Raw genomic sequence first — 24,516 nt, 5'->3', positions numbered from 1 at the left:
CCTCACACAACAGGCCGGATACAAGGCAGCAGCCGACTTCTTCACAACACCGATGCGGGTTACTCCTCATAGCCGGGAGGCATCCATACAAGATCACCATGACACTCGAGAGCCTTCTTCCCGGCCAGCTGGGCTTCGGCACGGCGCCTCTGGGCAACATGTTCCGCGCGATTCCCGAGGAGGAGGCACGGGCCACCGTGGACGCAGCGTGGAACGACGGCATCCGCTTCTTCGACACCGCACCGTTCTACGGCGCGGGGCTGGCGGAAGCCCGCCTGGGCGAAGCGCTCGCCGCCCGCGATCGCGACGCCTATGTCATCAGCACGAAGGTCGGTCGACTGATCCTCGACGAGGTGGAGGACGTCAACGCCCGTGACCTCGGCGAGAAGGGCGATGTATTCAGGCATGGCCGCGCAAACCGGATGGTGAACGACTACTCGGAGGACGCGACCCTTCGCTCCATCGAAGACAGCCTGAAGCGACTCAAGACAGACCGCATCGACATTGCCTGGGTGCACGATGTCGCGCAGGACTTCTACGGTGACGAGTGGCTGGGCGTGTTCGAAACGGCGCGAAAGGGCGCCTTCAAGGCATTGGACCGGTTGCGCGACGAAGGCGTGATCCGTGCCTGGGGCCTGGGGGTGAACCGGGTCGAGCCGATCGAGCTGCTGCTGGGTCTGGAAGGACCTCGCCCGGATGGCTTCCTGCTCGCTGGCCGCTACACGCTGCTGGACCACGAACGGGCACTGCAGCGCGTGATGCCGCAAGTGGCGGCGCGAGGCCTGGGGATTGTCGTCGGAGGGCCGTACAGCTCGGGTGCGCTGGTCGGCGGACCGAACTTCGAATACGCGCCCGCCACGCCGGAGATCCTCGGCAAGGTGCAGGCCATCAAGGCCATTGCGGATCGCCACGACGTGGCGATGAAGGCGGCGGGGCTGCAGTTTGCCCTGGCGCACCCCGCGGTGGCCGCGGTTATCCCCGGGGCCAGCCGGCCGGGTCGCATTGCAGAGGACCGCTCCGCGCTCGAAGCGGTGGTGCCGGGGGACTTCTGGCGCGAGCTGCGGCAGGCCGGTCTCGTGCAAGCGCAAGCGCCGCTGCCGCACGGTATCTGAGGACCTGCTGCCGGGCCTATGGCGAACCTTGTTCCTGGCAATGTCCCGTCGGCATGGCCAACGGCCGGAAAAAGGGACGCGCCTTCAGGAATCGATGGTCTTGTTCGGCAAGGCACCTTTCTGGCGCGTGACGTCATCGAGCAGCATCTGCCTCTCGGCCTTGACATCGGCCAGAACCTTCTGCAGCTCGCCCAGGCCCAGGTTGCGGATCTCGTCCATGGCCTGAGGCACCTTCTGCCGCATGTTCTTGTGTTCGCGCCAGCTGAAGTAGCCGGCGGCAACGACGAGGAGCGCCAGCACGGCCGACCAGAACATCAGGAAATTCTCCATGAAGGCCTTGCGGGACTGCGCCGTCTCGAGGGTCCGCGCCATCTGCGTCTTCACGTACGCCATCGCCTGCAGGTTTTGCGCCATGGATTCCTCGGCCATTTGCCTCGTCTGCTCCGCCTCGGCGCTTTGCTTGACCGAGGCGTCCGCCAGCGCATTGGTCTGCTCGAGGATCAGCCTGGTCTGCCTGTTCTGCTCGACGGCGAGTTCGTTGGTTCGCTTCGTCGCCTCGAACAGCTGCAATTGCAGGGCCGCCGTGTCCGACCGGCGCGCCGCCCCCTGGCTGTCCGGGGCACCCGTGCCCTGCGCCGAGCCGTCGCCGACTCCGGCGAGGGCCGCGAGCGCCAGGACAACACCGCCAACGTGCCGTGGAGTCGTCATTGCGTTCCCCATCTGTCTGGATAGCCGCGAGGGTAACGCGCATCGGCAGAAATCGGCGCTTGCGCCCGCACGGGTCGCCGCGCTCGGGTCGCGACGGTCGGATCGAAGGCCCGTTGTTCGCTTGTACCTGCAGCCCAGGGGCTACTCGGGCGCCTTTCCGACGGAACGCGGTGCACGCAAGAAGTCGAAGTCGACGCCCTTGTCAGCCTGCGTGACCGTCTGCAGAAACAGCTTCCGATAGCCTCTTTCGGCGGTTGGCTCCACGACCGGGTTCTCGGCTGCGCGCCTGGCAAGTTCCTCATCGGACACGAGCAGCGCAATCTCCCGGTTCTTCACGCTCAAGCGGATGCGGTCGCCATTGCGCACGTGGGCAAGCGGCCCGCCGACTGCCGCTTCCGGTGTGACGTGCAGCACGATGGTGCCAAAGGCCGTGCCGCTCATGCGCCCGTCGGAGACGCGCACGATGTCCTTGACGCCGGCGCGCGCCAGCTTGCGCGGAATCGGGATGTAGCCCGCCTCGGGCATGCCGGGGGCGCCCTTGGGGCCGATGTTCTTGAGCACGAGCACGTCATCCGCCTTCACGTCCAGCGCATCGCTGTCGATCCGGCCGGCCAGGTCGGCGCTGTTCTCGAAGACGACGGCGCGCCCCTCGTGCTCCATCAGCTTCGGGTCGGCGGCGGACTGCTTGATGATGGCGCCGCCAGGCGCAAGATTCCCCCGGAGCACGGCCAGCCCGCCTTGCGGATAGATGGGGTTGCCCAAGGGTCGGACCACTTCCTGTGCGAAGCCGCTGCCGGCCCGCTCCATCTCTTCGCCGAGCGTGCGGCCGGTGACCGTCAAGGCCTCCAATCGCAGCAGGGGCTTGAGTTCGCGAAGCAAGGTGGCCATGCCGCCTGCCTTGTGGAAGTCCTCCATGTAGTGCTGACCGGACGGCTTGAGGTCCACCAGTACCGGCGTTTCCGTGCCCATCCGGTCCATCCCCGCGAGGTCGATGTCGATGCCCATGCGACCGGCGATGGCGGTCAGGTGAACAATGCCGTTGGTCGAGCCGCCGATCGCAAGCAGGACCCGCAGGGCGTTCTCGAAGGCGGCCGGGGTCAGGATCTTGTCGATGGTCAGGCCCTGGCGGGCCAGCTCCACGGCCTGGGCGCCGGTCTGCTCGGCGATGCGGATGCGGTCGGCCGTCACGGCCGGCGGCGACGCACCGCCGGGCACGGTCATGCCGAGGGCCTCGGCAACGCAGGCCATGGTGCTGGCCGTGCCCATCACCGAACAGGTGCCCACGCTCGCAACCAGCTGGTTGTTGACCTCGGCAATCTCCTCGGCGTCGATTTCTTCCGCGCGGAACTTGCCCCAGTACCGGCGGCAATCGGTACAGGCGCCGACGCGCTCGCTTCGATGGCTGCCGGTCAGCATCGAACCCGTGACGAGCTGGATGGCGGGGATGCCTGCCGAGGCCGCGCCCATCAGTTGCGCGGGCACCGTCTTGTCGCAACCTCCGATGAGCACCACGGCATCCATCGGCTGCGCACGCACCATCTCCTCGGTGTCCATCGACATGAGGTTGCGCAGGTACATGCTGGTGGGCGCCGAGAAGCTCTCGTGGACGGAGATCGTCGGGAAGTCCATCGGCAGCCCGCCGGCCAGCATGATGCCGCGCTTCACCGCCTCGATGAGCTGCGGCATGTTCCCGTGGCAGGGGTTGTAGCTGCTTCCCGTGTTGGTGATGCCGATGACCGGACGGTCCAGCGCATCGTCGGTGTAGCCCGCGCCCTTGATGAAGGCCTTGCGCAGGAACAGCGAGAAGCCCTGGTCGCCATAGTTCGTCAAACCCTTCTTCAGTCTTTTGGGTGCTTCACTCATGATGTTCACTCGTCTGCTTTGGTGTTTGCTTCGGCGGTGACCTCGGCCCACTTTGGCCGGCACACCTCGAGGACGATCCCGCGCAGCCATTTGTGCGCGGGATCTCGGTCGAGGCGCGGATGCCACATCTGGGATACGGTGATCTGATCGGTGGGCATCGGCAGCGCAAAAGAGCACAGCGTGCCGCGCGCCCTGAGGTGTTCGAAGTACGACGACGGTATGAGGGCCACGAGGTCGGTCTCTGCCGCTATCGACAGTGCCGTGCTGAAGCTTGGCACGACAACCGCGGCATGGCGCACCAGGCCCATGGCTGCGAGCGCATCGTCTACCGGCCCGGCGCTTCGACCATGGCGGGACGTGACCACGTGATCGCAGGCCGCGTAGCGTTGCGGCGTGAGCCCGGCTTCAGTGAGCAGGGGATGGCCCTGGCGCACTGCGGCGACGAACCGGTCGCGGTAGAGCGCCTGAATGCGCACTTCCGGCCCTGAGTCGCCGAGAACACCGACGTCGAGATCGATCAGGCCTTCCCGCAGTGGGCGGACGTCCTTGTCGGGTTTGGGCGCGAAGCGCAGGCGAACGCCGGGCGCTTCCTGTGCAATGCGGGCGACCAGTTGGTGGGCAAAGGCCTCGATGAAGCCGTCGTTGGCCCGCACGGTGAACAAGCGTTGAAGCGTTCGCGGATCGAAGCTTGCGCTGGCGGGCTGAAGGACCGCGTGCGATTCCTGCACCAATTCCTTGACCCGGTCGCGCAGTGACTGCGCGTGCGGTGTGGGCACCATCGCCCGGCCCGCACGCACAAGAAGCTGATCGCCGGTTGCTTCTCTCAAACGCGCGAGCGTGCGGCTCATGGCCGATTCGCTCAAACCCATGCGCTCGGCGGCTTTTGCAACGTTGCCCTCGGAGAGCAGGGCATTCAAAGCAGTCAGCAGGTTGAGATCGGCATCTGGCATGCCCAAAACTAGCACAGCCGCACGGGTTTCGGTAGGCGCGGCATGCAGGAGCAAAGTGCGTGCGGCGCTCTGGGCCAAGGGCGTGCGGCGACCTATTCTGAGTTGGCGCAATTGAGCGTCTCCACCGGTCAATCCCATGCTGCCTACACGCGCGCTTCGCTCCAGAGTCTCCTCCGTCCATGTCCGCACCACCGAAGCCAAAGCAGCGAATGACGCCGATGGCCTGCCGCTGCCGAGGCGCTTCGCAGCCATTGCCGCGATCCTCGGCGCCGGCGTCCTGGTGGTGCTCGATGGCGCCATTGCCAACGTCGCGCTGCCCAGCGTGGCCCGGCAACTGCGCGCGGCACCTGCCGACACGGTCTGGATCATCACGGCCTACCAGCTTGCCGTGGTCATGTTCCTGCTGCCTGCTTCAGCCATCGGGTCGAGGCTGGGTTATCGCCGAGTGTTCACTGCGGGCGTCGCGCTGTTCACGCTGGCGTCGGTGCTGTGTGCGTTGTCGCCGTCGCTGCCATGGCTGGTGGCCGCCAGGTGCCTTCAGGGGCTGGGCGCTGCAGCGGTCATGCCGCTCGGCCTCGCGTTGTTGCGTTTCACCTATCCGCGCCAGTTGCTGGCGCGTGCCATCGGCTGGAATGCGCTGGCCGTTGCCGGCGCGACAGCGGCGGGGCCCGTGGTCGGCGCGTTCATCCTTTCCACGGCCAACTGGCCCTGGCTTTTTGCGGTCAACCTTCCGATCGGCGCTCTCGTGCTGGCCGCGTGTGCAAAGTTGCCAAACCCGGCGCCATCCAGGGATCGCATCGATCTCTGGAGCGTCGCCCTCAACGCGATGATGTTTGCCTCCCTGGTGCTCGGGAGCGACCGGCTGCCGTCGAACTCATGGCATGGCGGCGCGTTGCTGGGGTTGTCGGCCATGTGCCTGCTCCTGCTGGTCCGGCGCGAGCTGCCCAAGGCGGCGCCACTGATCCCGCTGGACCTGCTGCGCCTGCACTCGTTTCGAATCTCGATCATCGCCTCGGTCTGCTGCTTCACCGGGCAGATGGCGAGCTATGTGGCGCTGCCGTTCTACCTTCAGCACGAGTTGGGCCAGAGCACGGCAATGACCGGCCTTCTGATGACGCCGTGGCCTTTGGCCGTCATGCTGGCGGCGCCGCTGTCGGCGCGCCTGGCCCAGCGCGTGCCGACTGCCTGGCTTTGCGCCGCGGGAAGTGCATGCCTCGCCACGGGCTTGGCGCTGTGTGCCCTGTGGCCCCTTCATGGCAACCCTGCGCTGCCCATTGCAATGTTCACGGGCCTGGCCGGCCTTGGCTTCGGCTTCTTCCAGACGCCCAACAACCAGAACATGCTGCTGTCCGCACCCAAGGAACGCAGCGGCGCCGCAGGGGGCGCCCAGGGGACCGCGCGCCTTGCGGGACTGACACTCGGCAGCCTGCTGATGAGCCTGGGCTTTGGACTGTTGTCGCCGCACAGCGCAGTGCACTGGGGCCTGGGGCTGGCGGCGCTGGCCGCGTTTGCCGGGAGTGGGGTGAGCCTGCTTCGAAGCCGACGTTGACCGGTGGATGGCCGCTGGACTGCGCCGTGGACAAGCTATCCTCGACGTGCGGCTGAGGAACTCCAGGGCAAGGTTGTCCGGATGTGGTCCACTTCAGCCTGGAAAGGGGGTCGGCCCATGAATTCCACTCTGATGAACACTGAACGCCTGGCCCGTTGGACGACGAAGTCGCTGGTCTGCCTGGCGGCCTGCGTGTGCTGCGCGAGCGCGATGGCAGCGACCCTTGGCCCCGGTTCCAGCAAGCGCCCTCCGAACGCCGCCCACAACTCGGCACCGCAGTCCAAACCCGAAACCGAGCCCGGCGGCCAGGACCGCTTTCTTCTGCTCTCGGTAGACGGTTTTTCCATCACGCAGACAGCGCTCGCCTCGGCCAAGCAATGCGAAATCGAGCGCAAACGCACACTCCAAAGAAACCGTCGATTGGCCCGGTACGTGTCGCAAGGCGAGGTGGACTTCGAATGCGTGGCCGACGATGCGGGCCCCGATTTGCCGTACGAGGTCTCCATCATCGACAAGTCGACCGGCTTGCGCGCGGACCTTTCCATGAGGACGCAGACCCAGTGCGAAATCGGGATGAGCCACGCGAGGGCGGCCGGCCGGCGCTACACGATCCTGTCCAGCTGCCACCAGCGCCCCTGGGGGCAAGCCTTGAACAGCGGGGGCGGCAGCGGGGCTTCCTGGGCGTGAGCGAATAATTGTTCGCTAAAGAGTCGGCACGCGCTAAGATGGCGCCGTGAAACCCAAGGACGACGAAAAGCTCCGCGCCATCGCCGAAGCCACGTTCGTGCTGGTCGAGCAGACCGGCCTGAGCGGCCTGACCATGGCGGCCATCGCTCGCGAGGCGGGCCTGGCCACGGGCACGCTGTACGTCTACTTCAAGTCGAAGGAAGAGTTGATGGTCGCGCTCTACGAGCAGGCCAAGACGACCACCGCTGCGAGCCTCATGCACGGCGATGACCCGAAGGCGCCGTTCCGCAGCCGCTTCCGGCACATGTGGATGAACTGGCTCGAACACCGCCTCACGCACTACGCGCAGGTCGTGTTCCTGGAGCAGTACTACAACTCGCCCTGGTTCAGCGAAGAGAGCCGGAATCTCTCCGCCCGGCTGATCAAGGACTGGATCGACCTGATCGAGTCGGCCAAGGCGCAGCAGATCCTCAAGGACGTGCCCACGGTGCTGCTGACCAACAGCTTCGGCGGCTCCGTGCGCGAGACCGCCAACCTGCTTCGCTCCGGCGCGCTGGCGCGCACGGATGCGAACCTGGCGATGGCCTTCGGGCTGTGCTGGGACGGCATCAAGGCCTGATTCGCTTGACCTGGCCCTTGCACAGGTCTATTGTTTAGCCGAACCGATATTCACCCAAGAAGAGAGCCCCACACCATGACCACCTTGAACATCAACGGCAAGGACCGGCAGGTCGACGCCGACCCCTCCACCCCCATCCTCTGGGCCCTGCGCGACACGCTGGGCATGACCGGCACCAAGTTCGGCTGCGGCGCGGCACTGTGCGGCGCCTGCACCGTGCACCTGAACGGCCAGGCGATCCGCTCGTGCATCACGCCGATCTCCGCAGCGTCGGGCCAGAAGATCACGACCATCGAGGCGGTCACCGATGGCGGCGACAAGGTCGGCAAGGCCGTGCACGACGCCTGGGTCAAGCATGACGTGGCGCAGTGCGGCTACTGCCAGAGCGGCCAGATCATGTCGGCCACCGCCTTCCTGAAGACCGTCGCGCCCGGAAAGCTGCCCAGCGAGTCCGAGATCGATTCGGCCATGGCCGGAAACATCTGCCGCTGCGGCACCTACGCGCGCATCCGTGCCGCGGTCGCCGACGCCGCCAGGACGCTGGCTTGACGAAAGAGAGCACCCCATGAACTTCGACCAAGCCACCTTCGAGTTGCCCGCCAACCTGCGCGCGCTGCTGACACGCCAAGACGACAGCACCGAATCCAGCGGCCTGGCGCGCCGCAGCTTCCTGAAGCTCACGGCGGTGAGCGGCTTCGCGCTCGGCGTTTTCCCGATGAGCGCACTTGCCCAGGACACGAGCGCAGCCGCCGCCAGGCCGGCCGGCCTCAAGCCGCTGCAGCAACCCGCGGCATTCGTGCGCATCGAGCGTGACGGCACGACCACCGTCACCATCAACCGGCTCGACTTCGGGCAGGGCGTGCAGACCGGACTGCCGATGATCCTGGCGGAAGAGCTCGACGCCGACTGGTCCAAGGTCAGAAGCGTTCACGGCACCAACGACCCGGCCTATGTCGACCCTGCCTTCGGCATGCACATCACCGGGGGCTCGGGTTCCATCAAGAACTCGTACACGCAATACCGCGAACTCGGCGCCCGCACCCGCGCCATGCTGGTGAGCGCGGCGGCGGCGCAGTGGAAGGTGGATGCAGCCACGTTGCAGACGCGCAATGGCGTCGTCATCGGCCCCGGCGGCAAGCAATTGGGCTACGGCGAACTGGCCGAAGCGGCGATGAAGCTGCCGGTGCCCGACACCGTCAAGCTGAAGGACCCGAAGGACTTCCGCCTGATCGGCAAGCCCACCGGCCGGCTCGACGCACAGGCCAAGTCCAGCGGCCACCAGGACTACGGCATCGACATGCGCCTGCCAGGCATGCTGACCGCCGTCGTGTCCCATCCGCCGGTGTTCGGCGCCAAACTCAAGTCGGTAGACGACGGCGCCGCCAAGGCGATCAAGGGTGTCAAGGCCGTGCTGCGCGTGCCGCTGGACCGCGGCGCCGAAGGCGTGGCCGTGGTTGCCGACGGCTACTGGGCGGCCAAGCAGGGCCGTGATGCGCTCAAGCTCGAATGGGACACCAGCGGCGTCGAGAAGGTGGACAGCGAGAAGCAGCTCGCGCAATACCGCGAGCTCGCGACGAAGCCGGGCAAGCGCAAGTACGACGCCGACGTCTCGAAGCTCGCCGCAGCCCCGCACAGGATCGAGGCCGAGTTCGTCTTCCCCTACCTCGCCCACGCGCCGATGGAGCCGCTCAACTGCACCGTCAGCCTGGCTGGCGGCAAGGCGGAAGTGTGGACGGGCACGCAGATGCCGGGCATCGACGGCATGGCCGCTGCCAAGGTGCTGGGCGTGCCGCCGGAAAACGTCAAGGTCCACGTGCAGATGGCCGGCGGCGGCTTCGGTCGCCGCGGCTTGCTCACCAGCGACTTCGTGGCCGAGGCCTGTGGCGTCGTCAAGGCGGCGCAGGCCGCGGGCATCGCAGCGCCGATCCGCACGCTGTGGAGCCGCGAGGACGACATCAAGGGCGGCTACTACCGGCCGATGCATCTTCACACCGCGAAGATCGGCTTCGACGCGCAGGGCAAGGTCACCGGCTGGGACCACGTCATCGTGGGCCAGTCGCTGCTGATGGGCAGCATGTTCGAGCCCATGATGGTCAAGGACGGCATCGATGCCACTGCGGTCGAAGGCATGAAGGAGCCCTACGACCTGCCGATGCGGCTCACGGTGCATCACCCCAGGCTCAACGTGCCGGTTCTCTGGTGGCGCAGCGTGGGCTCGACCCACACCGCCTTCGTCATGGAATCGCTGCTCGACGAGATTGCCCGCACCACGAAGCAGGACCCGGTCGCCTATCGCATGAAGCTCATCGGCGACCAGCACCCGCGCCACAAGGCGGCACTGCAACTCGCGGTGGACCAATCCGGCTACGGCAAGAAGAAGCTCGACGCGGGCCGGGCCTGGGGCGTGGCGGTGCACGAATCCTTCAACTCGGTGGTGGCGTATGTCGTCGAAGCCTCGGTGAAGGACGGCACGCCCGTCCTGCACAACGTGACGGCGGGCGTGCACTGCAACCTCGTGGTCAACCCGAAGAGCGTGGAAGCGCAAGTGCAGGGTGGCGCGGTGATGGGCCTGTCGATGTGCCTGCCCGGTGCAGCGATCACGCTGAAGGACGGCGTGGTGCAGCAGAGCAACTTCGGCGATTTCGTCGTGCCGCGCATCACCGACATGCCGCAGGTCGCCGTGCACATCGTGCCAAGCGCCGACGCACCCACCGGCATGGGCGAACCGGGGCTGCCGCCGCTGGCGCCGGCGTTTGCGAATGCGGTGGCGGCGATCACGGGGAAGCCGGTGCGGGAGTTGCCTTTCAAGTTGGCTTGAGGGATCCCGCCTCGACGCGATCCGGACGCGCGCTTTTGCGGCGGTGCTGGTCCATTGCGCCGGCCTGGTAGGCGACAATTGACCATGCGGCTTCAAGCGCCCATCGTGGAAGCTTGTCGCCAAGAGGGTGGCCAGGCGCTCTCTTGGGGATTTGCCTGAGAAGGTCGCCGGCCAAACGCGCGAGGATGGATGAACACTCGTCTCATCAAGGCAATTTTCGCGGGCACGATCTTCGCGAGCGCCTTCCTGCTGTTTCTCGTTCAGCCGCTGATCGCCAAGCAGATCCTTCCATGGTTCGGGGGCTCGGCCGCGGTGTGGACCGTCTGCCTGGTCTTCTTCCAGGTGACGTTGCTCGTCGGCTACGCCTACGCGGACTGGATCACACGCCGATTGCGAACGCGCACCCAGGCGCTGCTGCAGATGGCGCTGCTGCTGGCAAGCCTGGGCTTCCTGCCGATCATCACCAGCGCGCGCTGGAAGCCTGCGGGGACCGAGGAACCGACGCTATGGATCCTCGGCCTGCTGGTGACCACGATCGGGTTGCCGTACTTCCTGCTGTCGACCACCAGTCCCTTGCTCCAGTCGTGGCTGGCGCGCACAGCTTGGGGCGCCCAGGTGTACCGGTACTTCGCGTTGTCGAACCTGGCATCGTTGGCGTCCCTTCTTGCGTATCCGGTGCTGATCGAGCCCTACTGGGCCCTGAGGACGCAAGCATGGGCCTGGTCCATCGGCTACGGGGTTTTTGTCCTGCTGTGCGCTGCGACGATGATCTATCTGGCACGTCACGCGGCCCAGCAGGCCGAGCCCCGGCAAATCCAGTCGACAGGCGCTGGAGACGCGCCCGGTGCGCCTCCCCGTGCCGTCGACTACCTGCTGTGGCTGGCATTCCCGGCGCTGGCGTCCTGGCTGCTGCTGGCGATCACCAACCACATCACGCAGAACGTGGCGCCGGTCCCTTTTCTCTGGGTCTTGCCGCTGTCGGTCTATCTCCTGACCTTCGTGCTCACCTTTGACAACGACCGGTGGTACCACCGCCCCGTCGTACTGCCGGTCGCTGCGGCCTTGCTTGCCCTGTGCGCCTTCGGGCTGCAGCACAGCATCGGATGGCAAATCGAGACCGGGGTGCCGCTGTACATCGCCGGATTGTTCGTGTTCTGCATGTTCCTGCACGGGGAAATGGCGCGTCGACGGCCCGACGGTCGCTACCTCACGCGCTTCTATCTGATGTTGTCGCTCGGTGGCGCCGTCGGCGGGGTGACCGTGGGCCTGATCGCGCCGCGCGTGCTCCCGGCCTACTATGAGTTGGGCATCGGCCTGGTGTTGACGGCGCTTGCCGGCGCCACGGTGTTGCGATCGTCGCGCATCCTCGCCTGGTCGACCTTGGGCCTCGCCGGTTTCTGTTCCTGGTTCCTGGCGCTCCAGGTGCATGGCGGCGTGAAGGACGTTCGGCGAATGACGCGGAATTTCTACGGCACCCTGCTCACGGTCGACAGCGTCGGCGACACTCCCGCAGACGACGTGCGCAAGTTGTTCCATGGCTCGGTCAAGCACGGCCAGCAGTACCTGTCCGCTGCTCGCCGGCGCGAGCCCACTTCCTACTATGGGCCTGAATCGGGTGTGGGGCGGGCCATCGAAGCTGCGCCTCAACGGCCGCGGCGCGTCGGTGTGATCGGGCTGGGCGCAGGGACCCTGGCAGCCTACGGCAGGTCCGGCGACGTCTATCGACTCTACGAGATCAACCCCCAGGTCATCGAGTTGGCAGGCACCGAGTTCAGTTTCCTGGCGGACAGCGCAGCGCGAATCGAACAGGTATTGGGAGACGCCAGGCTGGCGCTCGAGCGAGAGGCGCCCCAGGCCTTCGACGTGCTGGCGGTCGATGCGTTCTCGGGAGACTCGGTTCCGATCCACCTCATCACCGCCGAGGCGATGGACGTCTACTGGCGCCATATGGCAGCCGACGGCGTCGTCGCCTTCCACGTCACCAACCACTATCTTGCGCTGGCGCCTGTCGTCGAAAAGGTTGCCCACGCCAGGGGCCTGCATGCGGTACTCGTCCACGACGACGCGGTGGGCACCGACTTCCGTCAGACGGACTGGATGCTGGTTGCGCGCGATGCGCAGGTGTTGGCACGCGACCCGATCCGACACGCGGCATCCGCACTGATGCCAATACCGGGCTTGCAGCCGTGGACGGATGACTTCAACAATCTCTTCGGTGTATTGAAGTAGCTCGCCTCCGAGCGATTCATACACCACCCGCACGTCGGGGACTACTGTCGCGCAAACATCGGTTGCTCGAAATGTGCAACGCGCGTCGCTCGCCCGGCGATGCAGACCTCGCGAAACTGATAGATGAACGCCGCCGTCGGCGCAGCGATCCAGGTCAGGCCCACGGGCATGCGAAGAACAGGCTGTTCGCTGTCCTCGATCGGATCGAGCCATGGTGCGTCCGTGCGCATGAACTCGCTCAGAGGAATTCGATGAATGCTGGCGACCTCGCCCGCGTTGGGTTCGAGCTCGTACGCCTCCCCTGCCCACACGACCACGGGGGTGATTGAAAACCCCGAGCGGGTGACGAAATCGTCCAGGCGGCCGAGGACGGCGCTTTGCTCCAGGCGCAGGCCGACTTCCTCATGCAGCTCGCGCAACGCGGCCTCCTCCGGGGACTCGCTGCCGTCGATGCTTCCGCCCGGAAGCGCCCATTGGCCAGGGTGGTTGCGCAGCCGCTGCGATCGCCGCGTCAACAGCATCGCGGCACTGCGGCTCCAGGCGGCCGGCGCGTCGATGCCGGGCAGCATGGCACCCGTGCCTTCCTCGATGAGGGCCAGCGCCACGGCAGCCCGGCGCGAATCTGGCGCGCCGAGGCTGCGCTGATCGAAGCGTGCGAGCCTGCCGGCGATCAGCTCACGCAGGGTGTCGTCGAGGTCCATGCTGGCGCATTTCACTGCGGAATTTGCCAGCGTCGAACAGGATCAGAGGTCCAGCCTGTTGATCCGGGTGCCGTCCAGGCTCAGGTTGGCCATCAGGCCTGCATTGCTCAGCACATAGCCCACCACGGGTTGCTGCACGGTCTGCGTGTCCACGCCGGCCGTGGCACCGACCCTCAGCATCGTGACGGAGGCATCGACACCCGCGGTCCAGCCCCTGCTTGCGCGGAACCGGTCGAGTGAATCCTGGGTCATGAAGAGAATGAAGACCGCCCGGGAGTCCGCGCCAGCCAGCAGGCCCACCGACGCCGCCGTGGTGCTGTAGAACCCATCGGTTTTGCCGCCCACTCGCAGTGCGCCCTCGCCGCGCGAGCCGCCGACGATGAGCCCGGCCGACACGACGGCAGGAAACACCAGCACGCCCCGAGCCTTGCCCACGAGATCGCGAGAACCGGCCACCTGCGCATACAGCCGGGTCAGCGCACTGTCCACTTGGCTGTCGATGCTGGCTCGCCGCGCTGCGGGGTCGCCCTGGTTGTTGGCGGTGGTGGTGCACGCAGTGGCGAGCACGGTCAAGAGCCCTGTTGCCAGGAAGGAACGCTTGTTCATGGAGTCTCCTGCAGTTGCTGGGCCGGCCATTGTGTGCCGTCTCTCCGGATCGCTCAAGCGCTCGGGTCCGCCACCCGGCGACCACGTGCCGGCGACTGCCAGTCAAGGGAGCCGCTTGATCCGTCCTCCTTGTTCACGCGAACACGGGCCTGAAGAAACTGCGCTCATAGCTGATGATGCAACGCGTGTCTTCCGCATACTTGAATGCGTCCTGGCACGCGCAATCCTGGGCAGACAGCGCACGGTACTTCTCGTAGGCCGCCAGGCTTGGAAACGTGAACATGGCAAGCGCAATGTTGTTTGCTCCTTCCGACGGCAGAAAGTAGCCGTGGTGCTGCCCACCCAAGGTGTCGACAAGCGGAATCCAGAGCTTGGCGTAGTGTTCGAATTCCTTGAGCTTGAATGGGTCGATGACGTATCGGAGATAGCAGGTGACCATTTGAGTAGGTAGCGGTTGCACGGTTCGGGGGACGCGTGTGAGTTCGGACTGGACGTGCAGGAATCTTAGCGGCCCCGCCCAATGCCTTCAGTTCATTTCGCGAACCTCGCCGCGTATTCCCGGAAAGTCGCGTTGCGCTCGTCCAGCGCCTGCTGGGTCGCCGGCACCATGATCGGTGCACCCTCCAGAGCGAAGGCCTGGCATTGCTGGACGTAAGGGCGCAGGCGCTCGTGGTAGGCCGGCGACGCAGCAGTCGTGTTGCCGCCGAACTCGGTCCAGGTGTTCGCCAGCGCTTCGGCGGCCACCATCGCCAGCGTCGTGCCCATGCCCGACAACAGCGCAGCGCAGTGACCGGCATCGCCGATGACCGCCACGTTGCCCTGGATCCAGCTGGGCATGTGGGTCTGGCTCACCGAGTCGAAGTAAAAGCCCTTTGCGGCAGGGTCGGTGAAGGCTGCGCGCAAGGCGGGCACCTGCCAGGCATCGACGCGGGAGAGGAAGTCGCCGATCAACCCGCGCTGGGCGTCGAGGTCGCGGTAGTCATAGTCCAGCTCGGAGCTCGCGACGAGCATCATGCCCTGCGGTCCGTCGCCCGCATCGCGCACGGCAATCGTCAGCCCGGGGACGTTGAGCATGCCGCGCTGCCACGCCCGGTCGTTCGGCAGGTCGACGAGCGCAACGTAGTAGCCGAAGTGGCGCACGTAGTCCTTCTCCGGTCCGAAGGCGAGCTTGCGCACGTTGGAATGGAGTCCGTCGGCACCGACCACCAGGTCGTAGTGGCCCGCCGATCCATCCGTGAAGGCGATGTCCACGCCCGCGGCACCATCGGCGATCGATGCGATGGAAGTCCTGAAGCGGAACTCGACCCCCTCGGGGATTGCGCCGAGCAGGATCTGGTTGAGCCGGTCCCGCGTGATCTCGGTGTCCTCGTCGGTCTCGTTGGCGAACCAGCGCAGGTCGAGCGTCGCCACCTGCGCTCCCGTGCCGTCGAGGACCTTCGCCGGCTCGAGGACGCGGACTTTCTCGTCGTCGATGCGCGCCAGGATGCCCATGCGCTGCGCGGTCCCGATCGCGCGGCCACGAACGTCGATGGGTGCGCCGCCCGGCCGCAGGCCGTCCGAGCGTTCGACAACCGTCACCTGGTGACCGAGACGGGCAAACCAGTAGGCGGCCGACAGGCCGGCCATGCTGGCTCCGGAGATGAGAACGTCCATGGGTCTGCTCCTGGATACGAGAGTCGTCGATTGCCAAAAGGGTCGGCCGGCTGGCTACAGCTTGAACTCCCTGGCCATCTGGACCACCGCCTGCTTGTCGAAGGCGTTGATGTCGTCGATCAACTCGTTGGTGAACAGGCGATTGGGGTCGCCGAGCTCCTCGGCCAGCTTCGGGTTCCTGGTGCTCTCGGCTGTCATCTCGATGTTGGCCTTCCATTCGGCCAGGGACGATGCGCCCATGCGCTGATCCGGATCGTCCGGGCGGCGCATCCAGCTGTTCTTTCGGTCCTTGAGGATGAAGGCCAGCTCCTTGCGCGCCTCCTCCTCGCTGCGGCCCTTGGGCCGGCTCTCGGGATACACCGCCCAGTGCAGGTCGATGGCGGTATCGAGGTTCGTGTTCGAGAAGATCGTGGACTTGGCGATGCCCTGGAACAGGGCCACGAGGGACTTGCGATCCTCCTTCAGGAGCTTGCGGGGCACGCACATCCAGCCCGAGCCCAGCTGTGCGAACTTCGGCGGGAGCGGCACGTAGCGCAGCTTGGTTCCCACCAGCTCGATGCGGGCGGTGGCGGTGTCGAAGGCCACCATCGCATCCACCCGGTCGTTGTCGATGGCCGCGCCCGCAGGCGCGCCGTCGCCGATGGCGATGTACTCGCACTTGTCGTCCTTCAGCCCCAGTTCGGCCAGCACGGTCTTGGTGATGACGATGCCGGTGTCGCCCTGGCTGCGCACCCCGATGCGCTTGCCCGCCAGGTCCGCCGCCGACTTGATCGGGCTGCCTGGCTTGACCACGATCACGTTCGCATTGCGCGGCAGCCACTTGTAGACGACCACCAGGTCCAGCCCCGGGTCCTTGGCCATTGCCGGCAGCAGCACGCCGGGCACGGCCGGCCCGAACTCCACATGCCCGCCGCGCAGGCTCTGCAGCGCCTGCGTCATGCTGGACATGTTGACGTACTCCACGTCCACGCCCTTGGGCTTGTAGAAATTGAGCTTGGGATGCTGGCCCGCGGTGCAGAAGCACTGCTGCGGATCGTTCACCGCCGCGGTGTTGGCCACCCGCATCATCCGCACGCTCTGCGCCAGCGCCGGCAGGCCCGCGGCCAGACCCATGGCGCCGAGGCCCAGGCCGAAATCACGTCGCGTCAACATGGTTCACTCCTTCACGAAGAAACTGATGGAACGGGCAGGGCGTTCAGACATTGACCGTCCGCTGCGAGGTGTCGGGCGGCATCCAGTGCAGCACGCGGCGCTGGATGCGGCGCAAGAAGCCGGTGAGTGCGATGCCGATCACCGACAGCACCACGCACACCGCGAAGCTGCCGCCGGTGTCGGCCTGCGCCTCCATCTGCAGGATCAGCACCCCGAGCCCGGCCTGCGCGCCGACGAACTCGCCGACCACCGCGCCCACCACGCTGAAGGCCGCGGCCATGTTCAGGCCCGCAAAGATGTAGGGCAGGGCGCTCGGAAACTTCGCCTTGCGAAAGATCTGCCACTGCGTTGCGGACAGCGAGCGCAGCAGGTCGATGCGGTCGGGGTCCACCGCCTTGAAGCCCGCGATGCTGGTGACCAGCACCGGGAAGAAGGTGAGCAGGCAGATGATCACCACCTTGGAGCCGATGCCAAAGCCCAGCCACACCACGATGATGGGCGCGATCGCCACCTTGGGCACGCTCTGCAGGGCGGCGACGTAGGGCTCCAGCAGGGCCTCGACCCTGGGCATCTGCGACACGACGATGCCGATCGCCAGGCCGATGCCGCTGCCGATCAGGAAGCCCAGCAGGATTTCGGCCACGGTCACGCCGCCGTGGTACCAGAAGCCGTCCTTCGCGAGCGGACCCGTTGCCAGGCCGCGCCAGAGGGCGACTGCGATGTCGCTGACCGGCGGCACCAGGTGCCTGGGCACCTTGAACAGCCGCACGGCCCCTTCCCACGAACCGAGCAGTGCGATGAGCAGCAGGATCGACTGCACCCGCGTCGACGCGAGCGGGTTGGCGCGGCGCTTCTGGTTCGACTTCGCGGGGCGGGCTGCGGCATCCCCGGTCTCCGCGATTGAATCGTTGGTGGTGAGCATGGCGGTGGTCATGGAAGCACCTCTCAGTCGAAGGAAGCGGCGTGCGAGAAGCGCTCGCGGATGGATGCCGATGCGGCGGCGAAGACGGGGTGGGACATCACCTCCATCGAGCGCGGACGCGGCAGGTCGATGGGCAGCACGCGCTCCAGCGTGCCGGGGCGCGGAGACATCACGAACACCCGGTCGCCGAGGAACACCGCCTCGGGGATCGAGTGGGTGATGAGCACGACGGTCTTGCCGCTTTCCATCCAGATGCGCTGCAGCTCCAGGTTCATGCGCTCGCGCGTCATCGCGTCCAGGGCGCCGAAGGGCTCGTCCATCAGCAGGATCTTCGGGTCGTGCAGCAGGGCCCGGGCGATCGAGGCGCGCTGCTGCATGCCGCCGCTCAGCTGGCGGGGCAGCTTGTGCTCGAAGCCGTCGAGCCGGACCATGTGCAGCAGCTGCATCGCGCGCTCGCACGCCTGCTTCGTCGGGATGCCCAGCACCTCGGCCGGCAACATCACGTTCTCGAGAATGGTGCGCCAGGGCAGCAGGATCGAGCTCTGGAACACCACGCCCACGTCGCGCCGCGTGCCTCGGATCGGCTGCTCGTCGAGCACGACCTGGCCGATGTCGTAGTCCAGCAGGCCGGCGAGGATGCGCAGCAAGGTGCTCTTGCCGCAGCCGCTGGGGCCGACGATGGTCACGAAGCTGCCCTGCTCGATGGTGCAATCGATGCCCTTGAGGGCCAGCACGCCTTCGCCGCCATCGCCGAAGTGCTTGGAGAGTCCTTCGATGCGGATGTAGTCGGGCCGCCCGCGTGCGCGTTGCTGGTTCATTCTCATGGCTTGGCTCCTTCTGGATTCAGGAAGCGGACGATGTGATGCGCCAGCACCTCGGGTGCCTGCATCGCGGTGACGTGGCCGATGGCGGGCAGCAGCGCCGCGTCGGCACCGCGGATCCGGGCCGCCATCGCGAGCGTCACGGCCGGCGGCACCACGCGATCGAGTTCGCCGGCCAGTACCAGCGTGGGCGCGACGATGTCGGCCACTCCCTTGTCGAAGGCCGTCGCCACGGTTGCGGCACGGCGGGCGGAGCGCGCCGATTCGGGCCTGGCGTTGGCAAAGATGCGCCGCAACTCCGGCCGCTTCTCGAGGAACGCTTCGGGGAAGAACCAGGTCGCGAGTTCCTCGGCCGTGCCGGGCAGGCCGCGCCGCAGTTCCACGAGCCGGCGTGCGTCGGGGCACAGTTCCTCGTAGGGCCTGGGCAGTGGCCAGGTACTGCCCAGCACCAGGTGGTCGACCAGGCGCGGGTAGAGCAACGCCAGCGCCTGCGCCACCCGCCCGCCGAAGGAGGAACCGAACACGTGCACCCGCCGCAAGCCCAGCGCCGTGACGAGTGCCTGTGCATCCTTGGCGAGATCCGTGAGCGTCGATGCGTGGTCCGGCCCCTCGGTCTCGCCGCAATCGCGCTGGTCGTAGGCAATCACGGTGAAGTGCTTCGCCAGGTGCGGCACCAGCGCAGAGAACATCTGCCGCGAGGCCTCCGCGCCGTGCATCAGCAGCAGCGGGGGACCCTCGCCCTCGCGGTCGAACGCGATGCGGAGGTCGCCGGCCTGGACGAAGCGCGTCATGCGGCGCCTCCTTGCTCTTCCTGGTCCATCCAGAAGGTCATCTCGATCTTGAGGCCGCGCGGATCGTGCAGGAAGAGCTGTTGGATCGCCCAGCCGGGGATGGGCGCCTCGGCGAAGGGCACGTCCATTGCGCGCAGGTGTTCTCGCATTTCGACGATGCCGCGCGAACGGAAGGAGATGTGGTCGAGGTGGCCGGTGGCAAGGTTCACCGGCTCGTCGGGCGTCGACAGGTGAGCGTAGAGATGGACGATCGGCTGGCCGTCGGCATAGAGCCACGCTCCGGGCGCCGGAATCTCCGGGCGCGCACCGGCCGTCAGGCGCATCACGCGGGTGTAGAAGTCCAGCAGCGGCGGCAGCTCGTCCGGCGTGCAGCGGATCGTGAAGTGGTGCAGGGCAGTCACTGGCATCGTGTTCCCCTTTTCAGTTGAGGCGCTCCGACACCCTGCCTTCGGCATCGAGGCCGGGAGAGGGCAAGGCATCGGAGTCGTCCCGGATGGGCGCGACAGGGGACGCGCCCGGCACGCGGTAGGCCAGGCCGGGCGTGGGCGTGACCCAGCGCGCGCAGGCCAGCGCCAGCAGCCGGATGCCCAGGACTTGCTCCGGCTGCCAGCGGGCGAGCGTGCCGAAGACGTTGAAGGTGGCGTAGCAGAGCTTGCCCTGCATCATCGGCACGTTCACCACGCTGCGCAGCTTGTAGGCGCGCAGCTGCTCGAAGTCGTCGAAGGTCTGCGCGAGCACATGCTCGCCCTCGCCGACGAACACGCGGCTGTGCGCGAAAAGGCATTCCGTCCAGGGCGTCAGCGTCTTGCGCTTCGTGCCATTGACCGGGAAGCTTCCGCCCTCCGACGAGTAGAAGCGGCGCAGCCGGATCTCGCCAGCCGCGTCGTTTGCGGTCGTCACGTTCTGCTGGATGCTGAAGATGCCGCCTGGCGCGATCAGCAGGCGCTGGCGGTCGATGCGCCACAGCGCTTCGCCGGCAGTGCGCGCCTGCGCGAGCTCGTCCAGAAACTCGGCCGTGATGGCGGCGGTCTTCGGTGCGTCGATCGGGTCCATGGGGAAAAGTCTAGGACTCGCAATTCACAAAAATGAAATAATTTCTGATAGACCTATAACCGTGGAGTTAAGTCCTTGCCGTCTGTCCAGGACCCTGCCGCTGCCCTGCAGCACGCGTTGCTTTCCCGTCTGAAGCTGCGGCAACTCTCCTTGCTGCAGGCCATCGACCGGCATCGCTCGCTGGTCCGCGTGGCCGCCGAGATGCAGCTCAGCCAGCCGGCCATCACCAAGGCGCTGCACGAGGTCGAGGACATCTTCGGCAGCAGGCTTTTCGACCGCACGAGCCGCGGTCTCGTGCCGACTGCTGCGGGAGAGGCCGCGCTGCATTGCGCACGCCGCTGGCTCGCCGAGCTCGAAGCGACCACGCGTGTTCTCACCTCGCTGGAAGCGGGACGCGGCGGACGCCTGCGGCTGGGCCTGACGCAGCAGGTGCCGCATCAGCTCATGGCGGCGGCCCTGACGCATCTGCTGGACCGCTCGCCACGCATTTCGGTGATGGTGCGTGAAGGCACCACGGACGAACTGGTGGCCAGCCTTCTTGCACGCGAGATCGACTGCGCCATCGGCCGCTCGTACGACGGCGAGGCGAGCGGGCTGGTGCAGCAGGCCATCTACGAGCAGGAGCCCTGCCTCGTGGTGGGCGCGAAGAACGTCGCGCGCCTCTCGCGCGGGCCGCTGGACTGGGCCCGTCTCGCGCAGCTGGACTGGATCCTGCCGCCGCCCAACACGCCCATGCGCCGGACCTACAACGCGGTCTTCGTCGGTGCAGGCGTCCAGCCGCCCATGCCCATCCTGGAGAGCACCTCGCTGCGCAGCATCGAGATGGTGCTGCGCCAGGAGCCCAACGCCATCACCATGTTCGCGCGCGACGTCATGGTGGAGATGGAGCGCTCATCCCAATGGGCCGCGCTGCCTTACCGGCTGAACTGGAACCTGCCGCCGGTGAGCTTCTTCACCCTGAAGGAAGTGGAATCCCACCCCACGGTGCAATCGCTGCGCAGCGTGGTGGTCGAGACCGCGCTGCGCATGAAGCATGCCGCCGCCGTGTAGCGGCACCAGGTCAGATGTTCTGGAAGTAGCCCCTGCGCGCCAGCCGCATATTGTCCCTGGCGCCCTGACGCCAGTCAGGTAAAGTCAAGGGCCAAGCAGGGAACTTTCCCAAACCTCGTCAAATGAACGACAATATAGGGACGAACCGGTCCATTGGTGGACGGTCCGTGTCCGGCGATCGGCTGGTTTCGCGCCACAGCGCATTATTTGTTTGTTGTGACTCTGGGACTCCCGCTTCGTTTTTTTGGTTTGAACAGGAGTCCTGAATGGGCAAGAAACTTTACGTAGGCAACCTCGCCTACTCCGTGCGCGACAACGATCTTCAACAGGCTTTCAGCCAATACGGCTCGGTCGCCAGCGCCAAGGTGATGATGGAGCGCGATACCGACCGCTCCAAGGGCTTCGGCTTCGTCGAAATGGGCACCGACGCGGAAGCGCAGGCGGCCATCGAAGGCCTCAATGGCCAATCGCTCGGCGGTCGCAGCCTGACTGTGAATGAGGCCCGTCCCATGGAGCCCCGTCCCGCAGGTGGCGGCTACGGCGGTGGTGGTGGTCGCAGCGGCGGCGGTTATGGCGGTGGTGGCGGCGGCGGCTATGGCGGCGGTGGCGGCGGCGGCTATGGCGGCGGCAATCGCAGTGGCGGCGGTGGCGGTGGCCGCGGCGGCTACTAAGCACTAGCTCTGAAAGCTCCTTCGGGAGCTTTTTTTTGCGCTTGCCGGGCCCGTGCATCCAGGATGCCTCCCGACTCCTCACCGAGGGGCACAGGCGGTCCCTGGCTGTCCTGGCATTGCCCCGCTGATCTTCAACGACCCGCGGATTCAAGGGAGAAAGCGGCCAGGCGTCAGGGCTGCCGGCCTACTGCGGTCGTCTCCGGCGCGCAGTGGCCAAACTCGCAGCGCAAGGCAACGCCCGCCGCGTCGCCGCAGTTGACGCTGTAGCGCTCAAAGCCCGGTCCCTTGCCTGACAGCACGGCCTTCGCTGGCTCGCCCTGGCAGACGTTTGATTTCGCGTAGCTTTCGGCGACGTAGCCGTCGCGCCCGGTGGGCGGCGCCAGGGCCGGCGGCGCGGCGGGCGCCTGAGGGAGATAGCTCACCGTCACGTTCGGATCGAGGTTGCGGTAGCCCTTGCGCGCCATGCAGTTGACCAGCGTCTTCTGCTGCAGTGCGTCGTCCGCTGGCTGGGTCACTCCATCGTCGAGGAATACGGCCGCGACACCCGCCGCTGCGGCCATGCTCACCAGCCCGTAGGGCACGAAGAGGCCCGCGCTGATCACGATGACGTCGCTGACGTCATTGCGCTCCCTGGCGCGCATCACCCGTACGCTGGAGGCCGCTTCGCGACAGATGCCTACATCCGAAGCCAGCGTCTGGGGATTCACGCCGTCCATGTCGACGACCGGCACGTAGGCCGCGCCCGAGCCGATGCCCGGTCCCGCAGGCGGCTGGGTAGCGCAAGCACAAAGCAGCGCTGCTGCGAGGACCGTTGCCAGCCTTGTGGCCATGATGGGTGCCATCTCCTGCCTGCTCCGTCCTGTGGAGCCGAGATTTCAGCACACGTCCTGTCGCTTGAGAACGGGCGAATGTTGTGCCAAAGCAGCGCTCGGTCGTGGCATCGGCCAGCGGCGTCGCGTCGAGTCGGCGACCAGGATGGACTCAGCGCCAGCCGGCGGCCTTCAGTCGGTCGGCCAGTTGCTGCGCGATCAAGGCGTAGCCCTGGGCATTGGCATGGATCCGGTCCGAGCGCAGTGCCGCGTCGGACAGCACGGCGGAATACACCTGCGGAATCAGCAGCGCCTTCTCGGCCCTTGCCACCTCTTCGTAGAAGCCGGCGTCGCTGAGCGACCCCATCGATGCGCGAAGCGGCTCGGGCGCCGGCGTCGCAATGAGCGCGACGTAGGGGGTGTGCGCGAGGCCGGCGCGCACGATGGCGGCGACGTTGTCCTTGGTCGCCTGCATGGACATGCCGCGCAGCATGTCGTTCCCGCCGATGCCCACCAGCACCGCGTCATAGTGCCCATCGGCCAGCAGGGCCTGCAGGCGCTGCAGTGCCCCGGCAGAGGTGTCGCCGTTGAGGCCTTCGTTGTCGATCTGCCAGCCGGTCAGCTGCGCCAGGATCGTTGGCCAGGACTGTTCGGCCGTGGCGCCATAGCCGGCAGTCAGGCTGTCGCCCAGCGCCAGCACGCGCGCATCGGACTTCAATGCGGTCGCGGTCGTTTTGCGCTTTCCGCAGGCCGCGAGGGCAAGGGCAGGCGGCAGGCCGGCCAGCAGGAGCAGTTGTCGTCGCTTGATCATCGAGGGTGAAGGTAGCACGCGCCTCCGCGGCAGCACGCCGAGGGGGTACTGGTCGACAATGCGCCCAGACCGCAATGGAGCGATGCCATGGCCGAGCCAGCACCCCGGACCTGTCCCACCTGCAAGACCAGTGTGCCGACGCCCTTCTGCCCGGTCTGCGGGGAAGAGCCGCTCAAGCCGAATGACCTGACGCTGCGCGGCCTGTCGGAAAAGCTGTTTCACGCCCTCACCAGCATCGACGCACGGGTGCTGCGCACGACGCGCCGCCTCGTCCTTCGGCCCGGGGAACTCACGCTGGCCTGGACGGAGGGCGTGCGCAAACCCTACGTCGCGCCCTTCCAGCTCTTCCTCATCGCCAATGTGATCTTTTTCTTCCTGCAGTCGTTGACGGGCATCAACGTCTTCAGCTCGACCCTGCACTCCCACCTCCACCAGCAGGACTGGAGCGAACTGGCTCAATCGCTGCTGGCAAGGCGGCTGGAGGAGACCGGGACACCGCTGGAGACCTTCGCGCCGGTCTTCGATCGCGCGGTCGTCCTGCACGCCAAGTCGCTCATCGTGCTGATGACCGTTCCCTTCGCTGCGCTGCTGCCCTTGATGTTCTTCCGCAGGCGCCGGCCCTTCATGCTCCACGTCGTCTTTTCCCTGCACCTCTACACCTTCCTGCTGCTGGTGTTCTGCCTGGCCCTGCTGGCGGCCAAGGTGTGCGAGTGGTCGGGAATCGGGGACCTCAACACGCCCCTGGTCGACAACGTGCTCAGCGTCGCGAACCTTGCCGCCTGCGCGATCTACCTGTACGCGGCCATCGGGACGGTCTATCAGGCCAAGGGCGTCGCGCGGGTGGTGCAGGCCGCTGTCCTGGCCGTGGCAGTGGGCCTCATCGTGCTGGGCTACCGCTTCACGCTCTTCCTGATCACCTTGTACGCAGCCTGAGGCTGGCG

General features: G+C 66.6%; 25 protein-coding genes. 10 read left to right on the top strand and 15 right to left on the bottom strand.

All coding sequences use genetic code 11. The features are described 5' to 3' along the window. Window positions 1-98 precede the first annotated feature (98 nt). Window positions 99-1,112 carry an aldo/keto reductase gene (locus BM345_RS26415; protein ID WP_093385889.1) on the top strand — a complete coding sequence of 338 codons (1,014 nt, stop codon included), beginning with the start codon at window positions 99-101 and terminating at the stop codon, window positions 1,110-1,112. An 84-nt stretch (window positions 1,113-1,196) separates the two neighbouring features. Here BM345_RS26415 and BM345_RS26410 read toward each other — a convergent pair whose 3' ends face one another. The 3 genes from BM345_RS26410 to BM345_RS26400 all read right to left on the bottom strand — a co-directional run bounded on the left by BM345_RS26410 (window position 1,197) and on the right by BM345_RS26400 (window position 4,633). Beyond that, the gene (locus BM345_RS26410; RefSeq protein ID WP_139237621.1) at window positions 1,197-1,820 is read right to left on the bottom strand and encodes a hypothetical protein; all 624 of its coding nucleotides are present in this window, start codon (window positions 1,818-1,820) and stop codon (window positions 1,197-1,199) included. Window positions 1,821-1,961: 141 nt separating this feature from the next. Then, window positions 1,962-3,683 carry an IlvD/Edd family dehydratase gene (locus BM345_RS26405; RefSeq protein WP_093385906.1) on the bottom strand — a complete coding sequence of 574 codons (1,722 nt, stop codon included), beginning with the start codon at window positions 3,681-3,683 and terminating at the stop codon, window positions 1,962-1,964. Window positions 3,684-3,688: 5 nt separating this feature from the next. Next, window positions 3,689-4,633, bottom strand: coding sequence for a LysR family transcriptional regulator (locus BM345_RS26400; protein ID WP_093385884.1), 945 nt, complete (start codon window positions 4,631-4,633; stop codon window positions 3,689-3,691). 136 nt (window positions 4,634-4,769) lie between these two features. On the opposite strand from BM345_RS26400, the gene BM345_RS26395 reads away from it, so the two are divergent. From BM345_RS26395 to BM345_RS26370, 6 genes are all read left to right on the top strand, one after another. After that, a complete protein-coding gene (locus tag BM345_RS26395) occupies window positions 4,770-6,182 on the top strand; it encodes an MFS transporter (RefSeq protein ID WP_093385882.1) in 1,413 nt (470 codons plus the stop codon). 117 nt (window positions 6,183-6,299) lie between these two features. After that, entirely contained in the window at window positions 6,300-6,869 is a 570-nt protein-coding gene (locus tag BM345_RS26390; protein WP_139237620.1) for a hypothetical protein, read from the top strand. A 46-nt stretch (window positions 6,870-6,915) separates the two neighbouring features. Next, entirely contained in the window at window positions 6,916-7,488 is a 573-nt protein-coding gene (locus BM345_RS26385; RefSeq protein WP_093385877.1) for a TetR/AcrR family transcriptional regulator, read from the top strand. A 75-nt stretch (window positions 7,489-7,563) separates the two neighbouring features. Then, window positions 7,564-8,037 (top strand): (2Fe-2S)-binding protein, encoded by a 474-nt coding sequence (locus tag BM345_RS26380; RefSeq protein WP_093385874.1) that lies wholly within the window; start codon window positions 7,564-7,566, stop codon window positions 8,035-8,037. A gap of 16 nt (window positions 8,038-8,053) precedes the next feature. Next, window positions 8,054-10,306: a xanthine dehydrogenase family protein molybdopterin-binding subunit gene (locus BM345_RS26375; RefSeq protein WP_093385871.1), complete on the top strand. Its 2,253-nt coding sequence runs from the start codon at window positions 8,054-8,056 to the stop codon at window positions 10,304-10,306. 189 nt (window positions 10,307-10,495) lie between these two features. Then, window positions 10,496-12,535, top strand: a complete 2,040-nt coding sequence (locus BM345_RS26370) for a spermidine synthase (protein ID WP_093385869.1) — start codon at window positions 10,496-10,498, stop codon at window positions 12,533-12,535. Between the two features lie 41 nt (window positions 12,536-12,576). Here the strand turns inward: BM345_RS26370 and BM345_RS26365 are convergent, their stop codons facing one another. The 10 genes from BM345_RS26365 to BM345_RS26320 form a co-directional block, all read right to left on the bottom strand. Further along, window positions 12,577-13,236 (bottom strand): NUDIX hydrolase, encoded by a 660-nt coding sequence (locus BM345_RS26365; protein ID WP_093385866.1) that lies wholly within the window; start codon window positions 13,234-13,236, stop codon window positions 12,577-12,579. Window positions 13,237-13,278: 42 nt separating this feature from the next. Beyond that, window positions 13,279-13,842 carry a BPSL1445 family SYLF domain-containing lipoprotein gene (locus tag BM345_RS26360; protein WP_093385863.1) on the bottom strand — a complete coding sequence of 188 codons (564 nt, stop codon included), beginning with the start codon at window positions 13,840-13,842 and terminating at the stop codon, window positions 13,279-13,281. A 133-nt stretch (window positions 13,843-13,975) separates the two neighbouring features. Further along, window positions 13,976-14,281 carry an NIPSNAP family protein gene (locus BM345_RS26355; RefSeq protein WP_093385861.1) on the bottom strand — a complete coding sequence of 102 codons (306 nt, stop codon included), beginning with the start codon at window positions 14,279-14,281 and terminating at the stop codon, window positions 13,976-13,978. 92 nt (window positions 14,282-14,373) lie between these two features. Next, window positions 14,374-15,495: an FAD-dependent monooxygenase gene (locus tag BM345_RS26350; protein WP_093385858.1), complete on the bottom strand. Its 1,122-nt coding sequence runs from the start codon at window positions 15,493-15,495 to the stop codon at window positions 14,374-14,376. Between the two features lie 54 nt (window positions 15,496-15,549). After that, window positions 15,550-16,647, bottom strand: a complete 1,098-nt coding sequence (locus BM345_RS26345) for an ABC transporter substrate-binding protein (RefSeq protein ID WP_093385856.1) — start codon at window positions 16,645-16,647, stop codon at window positions 15,550-15,552. A 43-nt stretch (window positions 16,648-16,690) separates the two neighbouring features. Further along, window positions 16,691-17,581: an ABC transporter permease gene (locus BM345_RS26340; RefSeq protein WP_217654034.1), complete on the bottom strand. Its 891-nt coding sequence runs from the start codon at window positions 17,579-17,581 to the stop codon at window positions 16,691-16,693. A gap of 11 nt (window positions 17,582-17,592) precedes the next feature. Further along, entirely contained in the window at window positions 17,593-18,393 is an 801-nt protein-coding gene (locus BM345_RS26335; RefSeq protein WP_093385854.1) for an ABC transporter ATP-binding protein, read from the bottom strand. Continuing rightward, window positions 18,390-19,181 carry an alpha/beta fold hydrolase gene (locus tag BM345_RS26330; protein ID WP_093385852.1) on the bottom strand — a complete coding sequence of 264 codons (792 nt, stop codon included), beginning with the start codon at window positions 19,179-19,181 and terminating at the stop codon, window positions 18,390-18,392. Before BM345_RS26330 ends, BM345_RS26335 begins: the two co-directional genes overlap by 4 nt. Then, window positions 19,178-19,588, bottom strand: coding sequence for a VOC family protein (locus tag BM345_RS26325; RefSeq protein WP_093385849.1), 411 nt, complete (start codon window positions 19,586-19,588; stop codon window positions 19,178-19,180). Before BM345_RS26325 ends, BM345_RS26330 begins: the two co-directional genes overlap by 4 nt. Window positions 19,589-19,601: 13 nt before the next feature. Beyond that, a complete protein-coding gene (locus tag BM345_RS26320) occupies window positions 19,602-20,234 on the bottom strand; it encodes a hypothetical protein (RefSeq protein WP_093385846.1) in 633 nt (210 codons plus the stop codon). Window positions 20,235-20,309: 75 nt separating this feature from the next. On the opposite strand from BM345_RS26320, the gene BM345_RS26315 reads away from it, so the two are divergent. Together BM345_RS26315 and BM345_RS26310 are read left to right on the top strand one after the other, a co-directional pair. After that, on the top strand, window positions 20,310-21,284 hold the full coding sequence (locus BM345_RS26315; protein ID WP_093385844.1) for a LysR family transcriptional regulator: 975 nt from the start codon (window positions 20,310-20,312) through the stop codon (window positions 21,282-21,284). 266 nt (window positions 21,285-21,550) lie between these two features. Continuing rightward, window positions 21,551-21,955, top strand: a complete 405-nt coding sequence (locus tag BM345_RS26310; protein ID WP_093385841.1) for an RNA recognition motif domain-containing protein — start codon at window positions 21,551-21,553, stop codon at window positions 21,953-21,955. Window positions 21,956-22,125: 170 nt separating this feature from the next. Here BM345_RS26310 and BM345_RS26305 read toward each other — a convergent pair whose 3' ends face one another. Next, window positions 22,126-22,797: a hypothetical protein gene (locus BM345_RS26305; RefSeq protein ID WP_093385839.1), complete on the bottom strand. Its 672-nt coding sequence runs from the start codon at window positions 22,795-22,797 to the stop codon at window positions 22,126-22,128. 139 nt (window positions 22,798-22,936) lie between these two features. Next, the gene (locus tag BM345_RS26300) at window positions 22,937-23,575 is read right to left on the bottom strand and encodes a GDSL-type esterase/lipase family protein (RefSeq protein WP_254790016.1); all 639 of its coding nucleotides are present in this window, start codon (window positions 23,573-23,575) and stop codon (window positions 22,937-22,939) included. Window positions 23,576-23,662: 87 nt separating this feature from the next. Between BM345_RS26300 and BM345_RS26295 the strand changes: the two genes are divergently transcribed. Beyond that, entirely contained in the window at window positions 23,663-24,508 is an 846-nt protein-coding gene (locus tag BM345_RS26295) for a DUF3667 domain-containing protein (RefSeq protein WP_093385836.1), read from the top strand. Window positions 24,509-24,516 lie beyond the last annotated feature (8 nt).

The sequence above is a fragment of the Variovorax sp. OV329 genome (genome assembly GCF_900114785.1).
Classification (GTDB): Bacteria; Pseudomonadota; Gammaproteobacteria; order Burkholderiales; family Burkholderiaceae_C; genus Variovorax.
The sequence above is the reverse complement of the archived record's forward strand: the minus strand, read 5'-3'. Positions and strand labels throughout refer to the sequence as shown.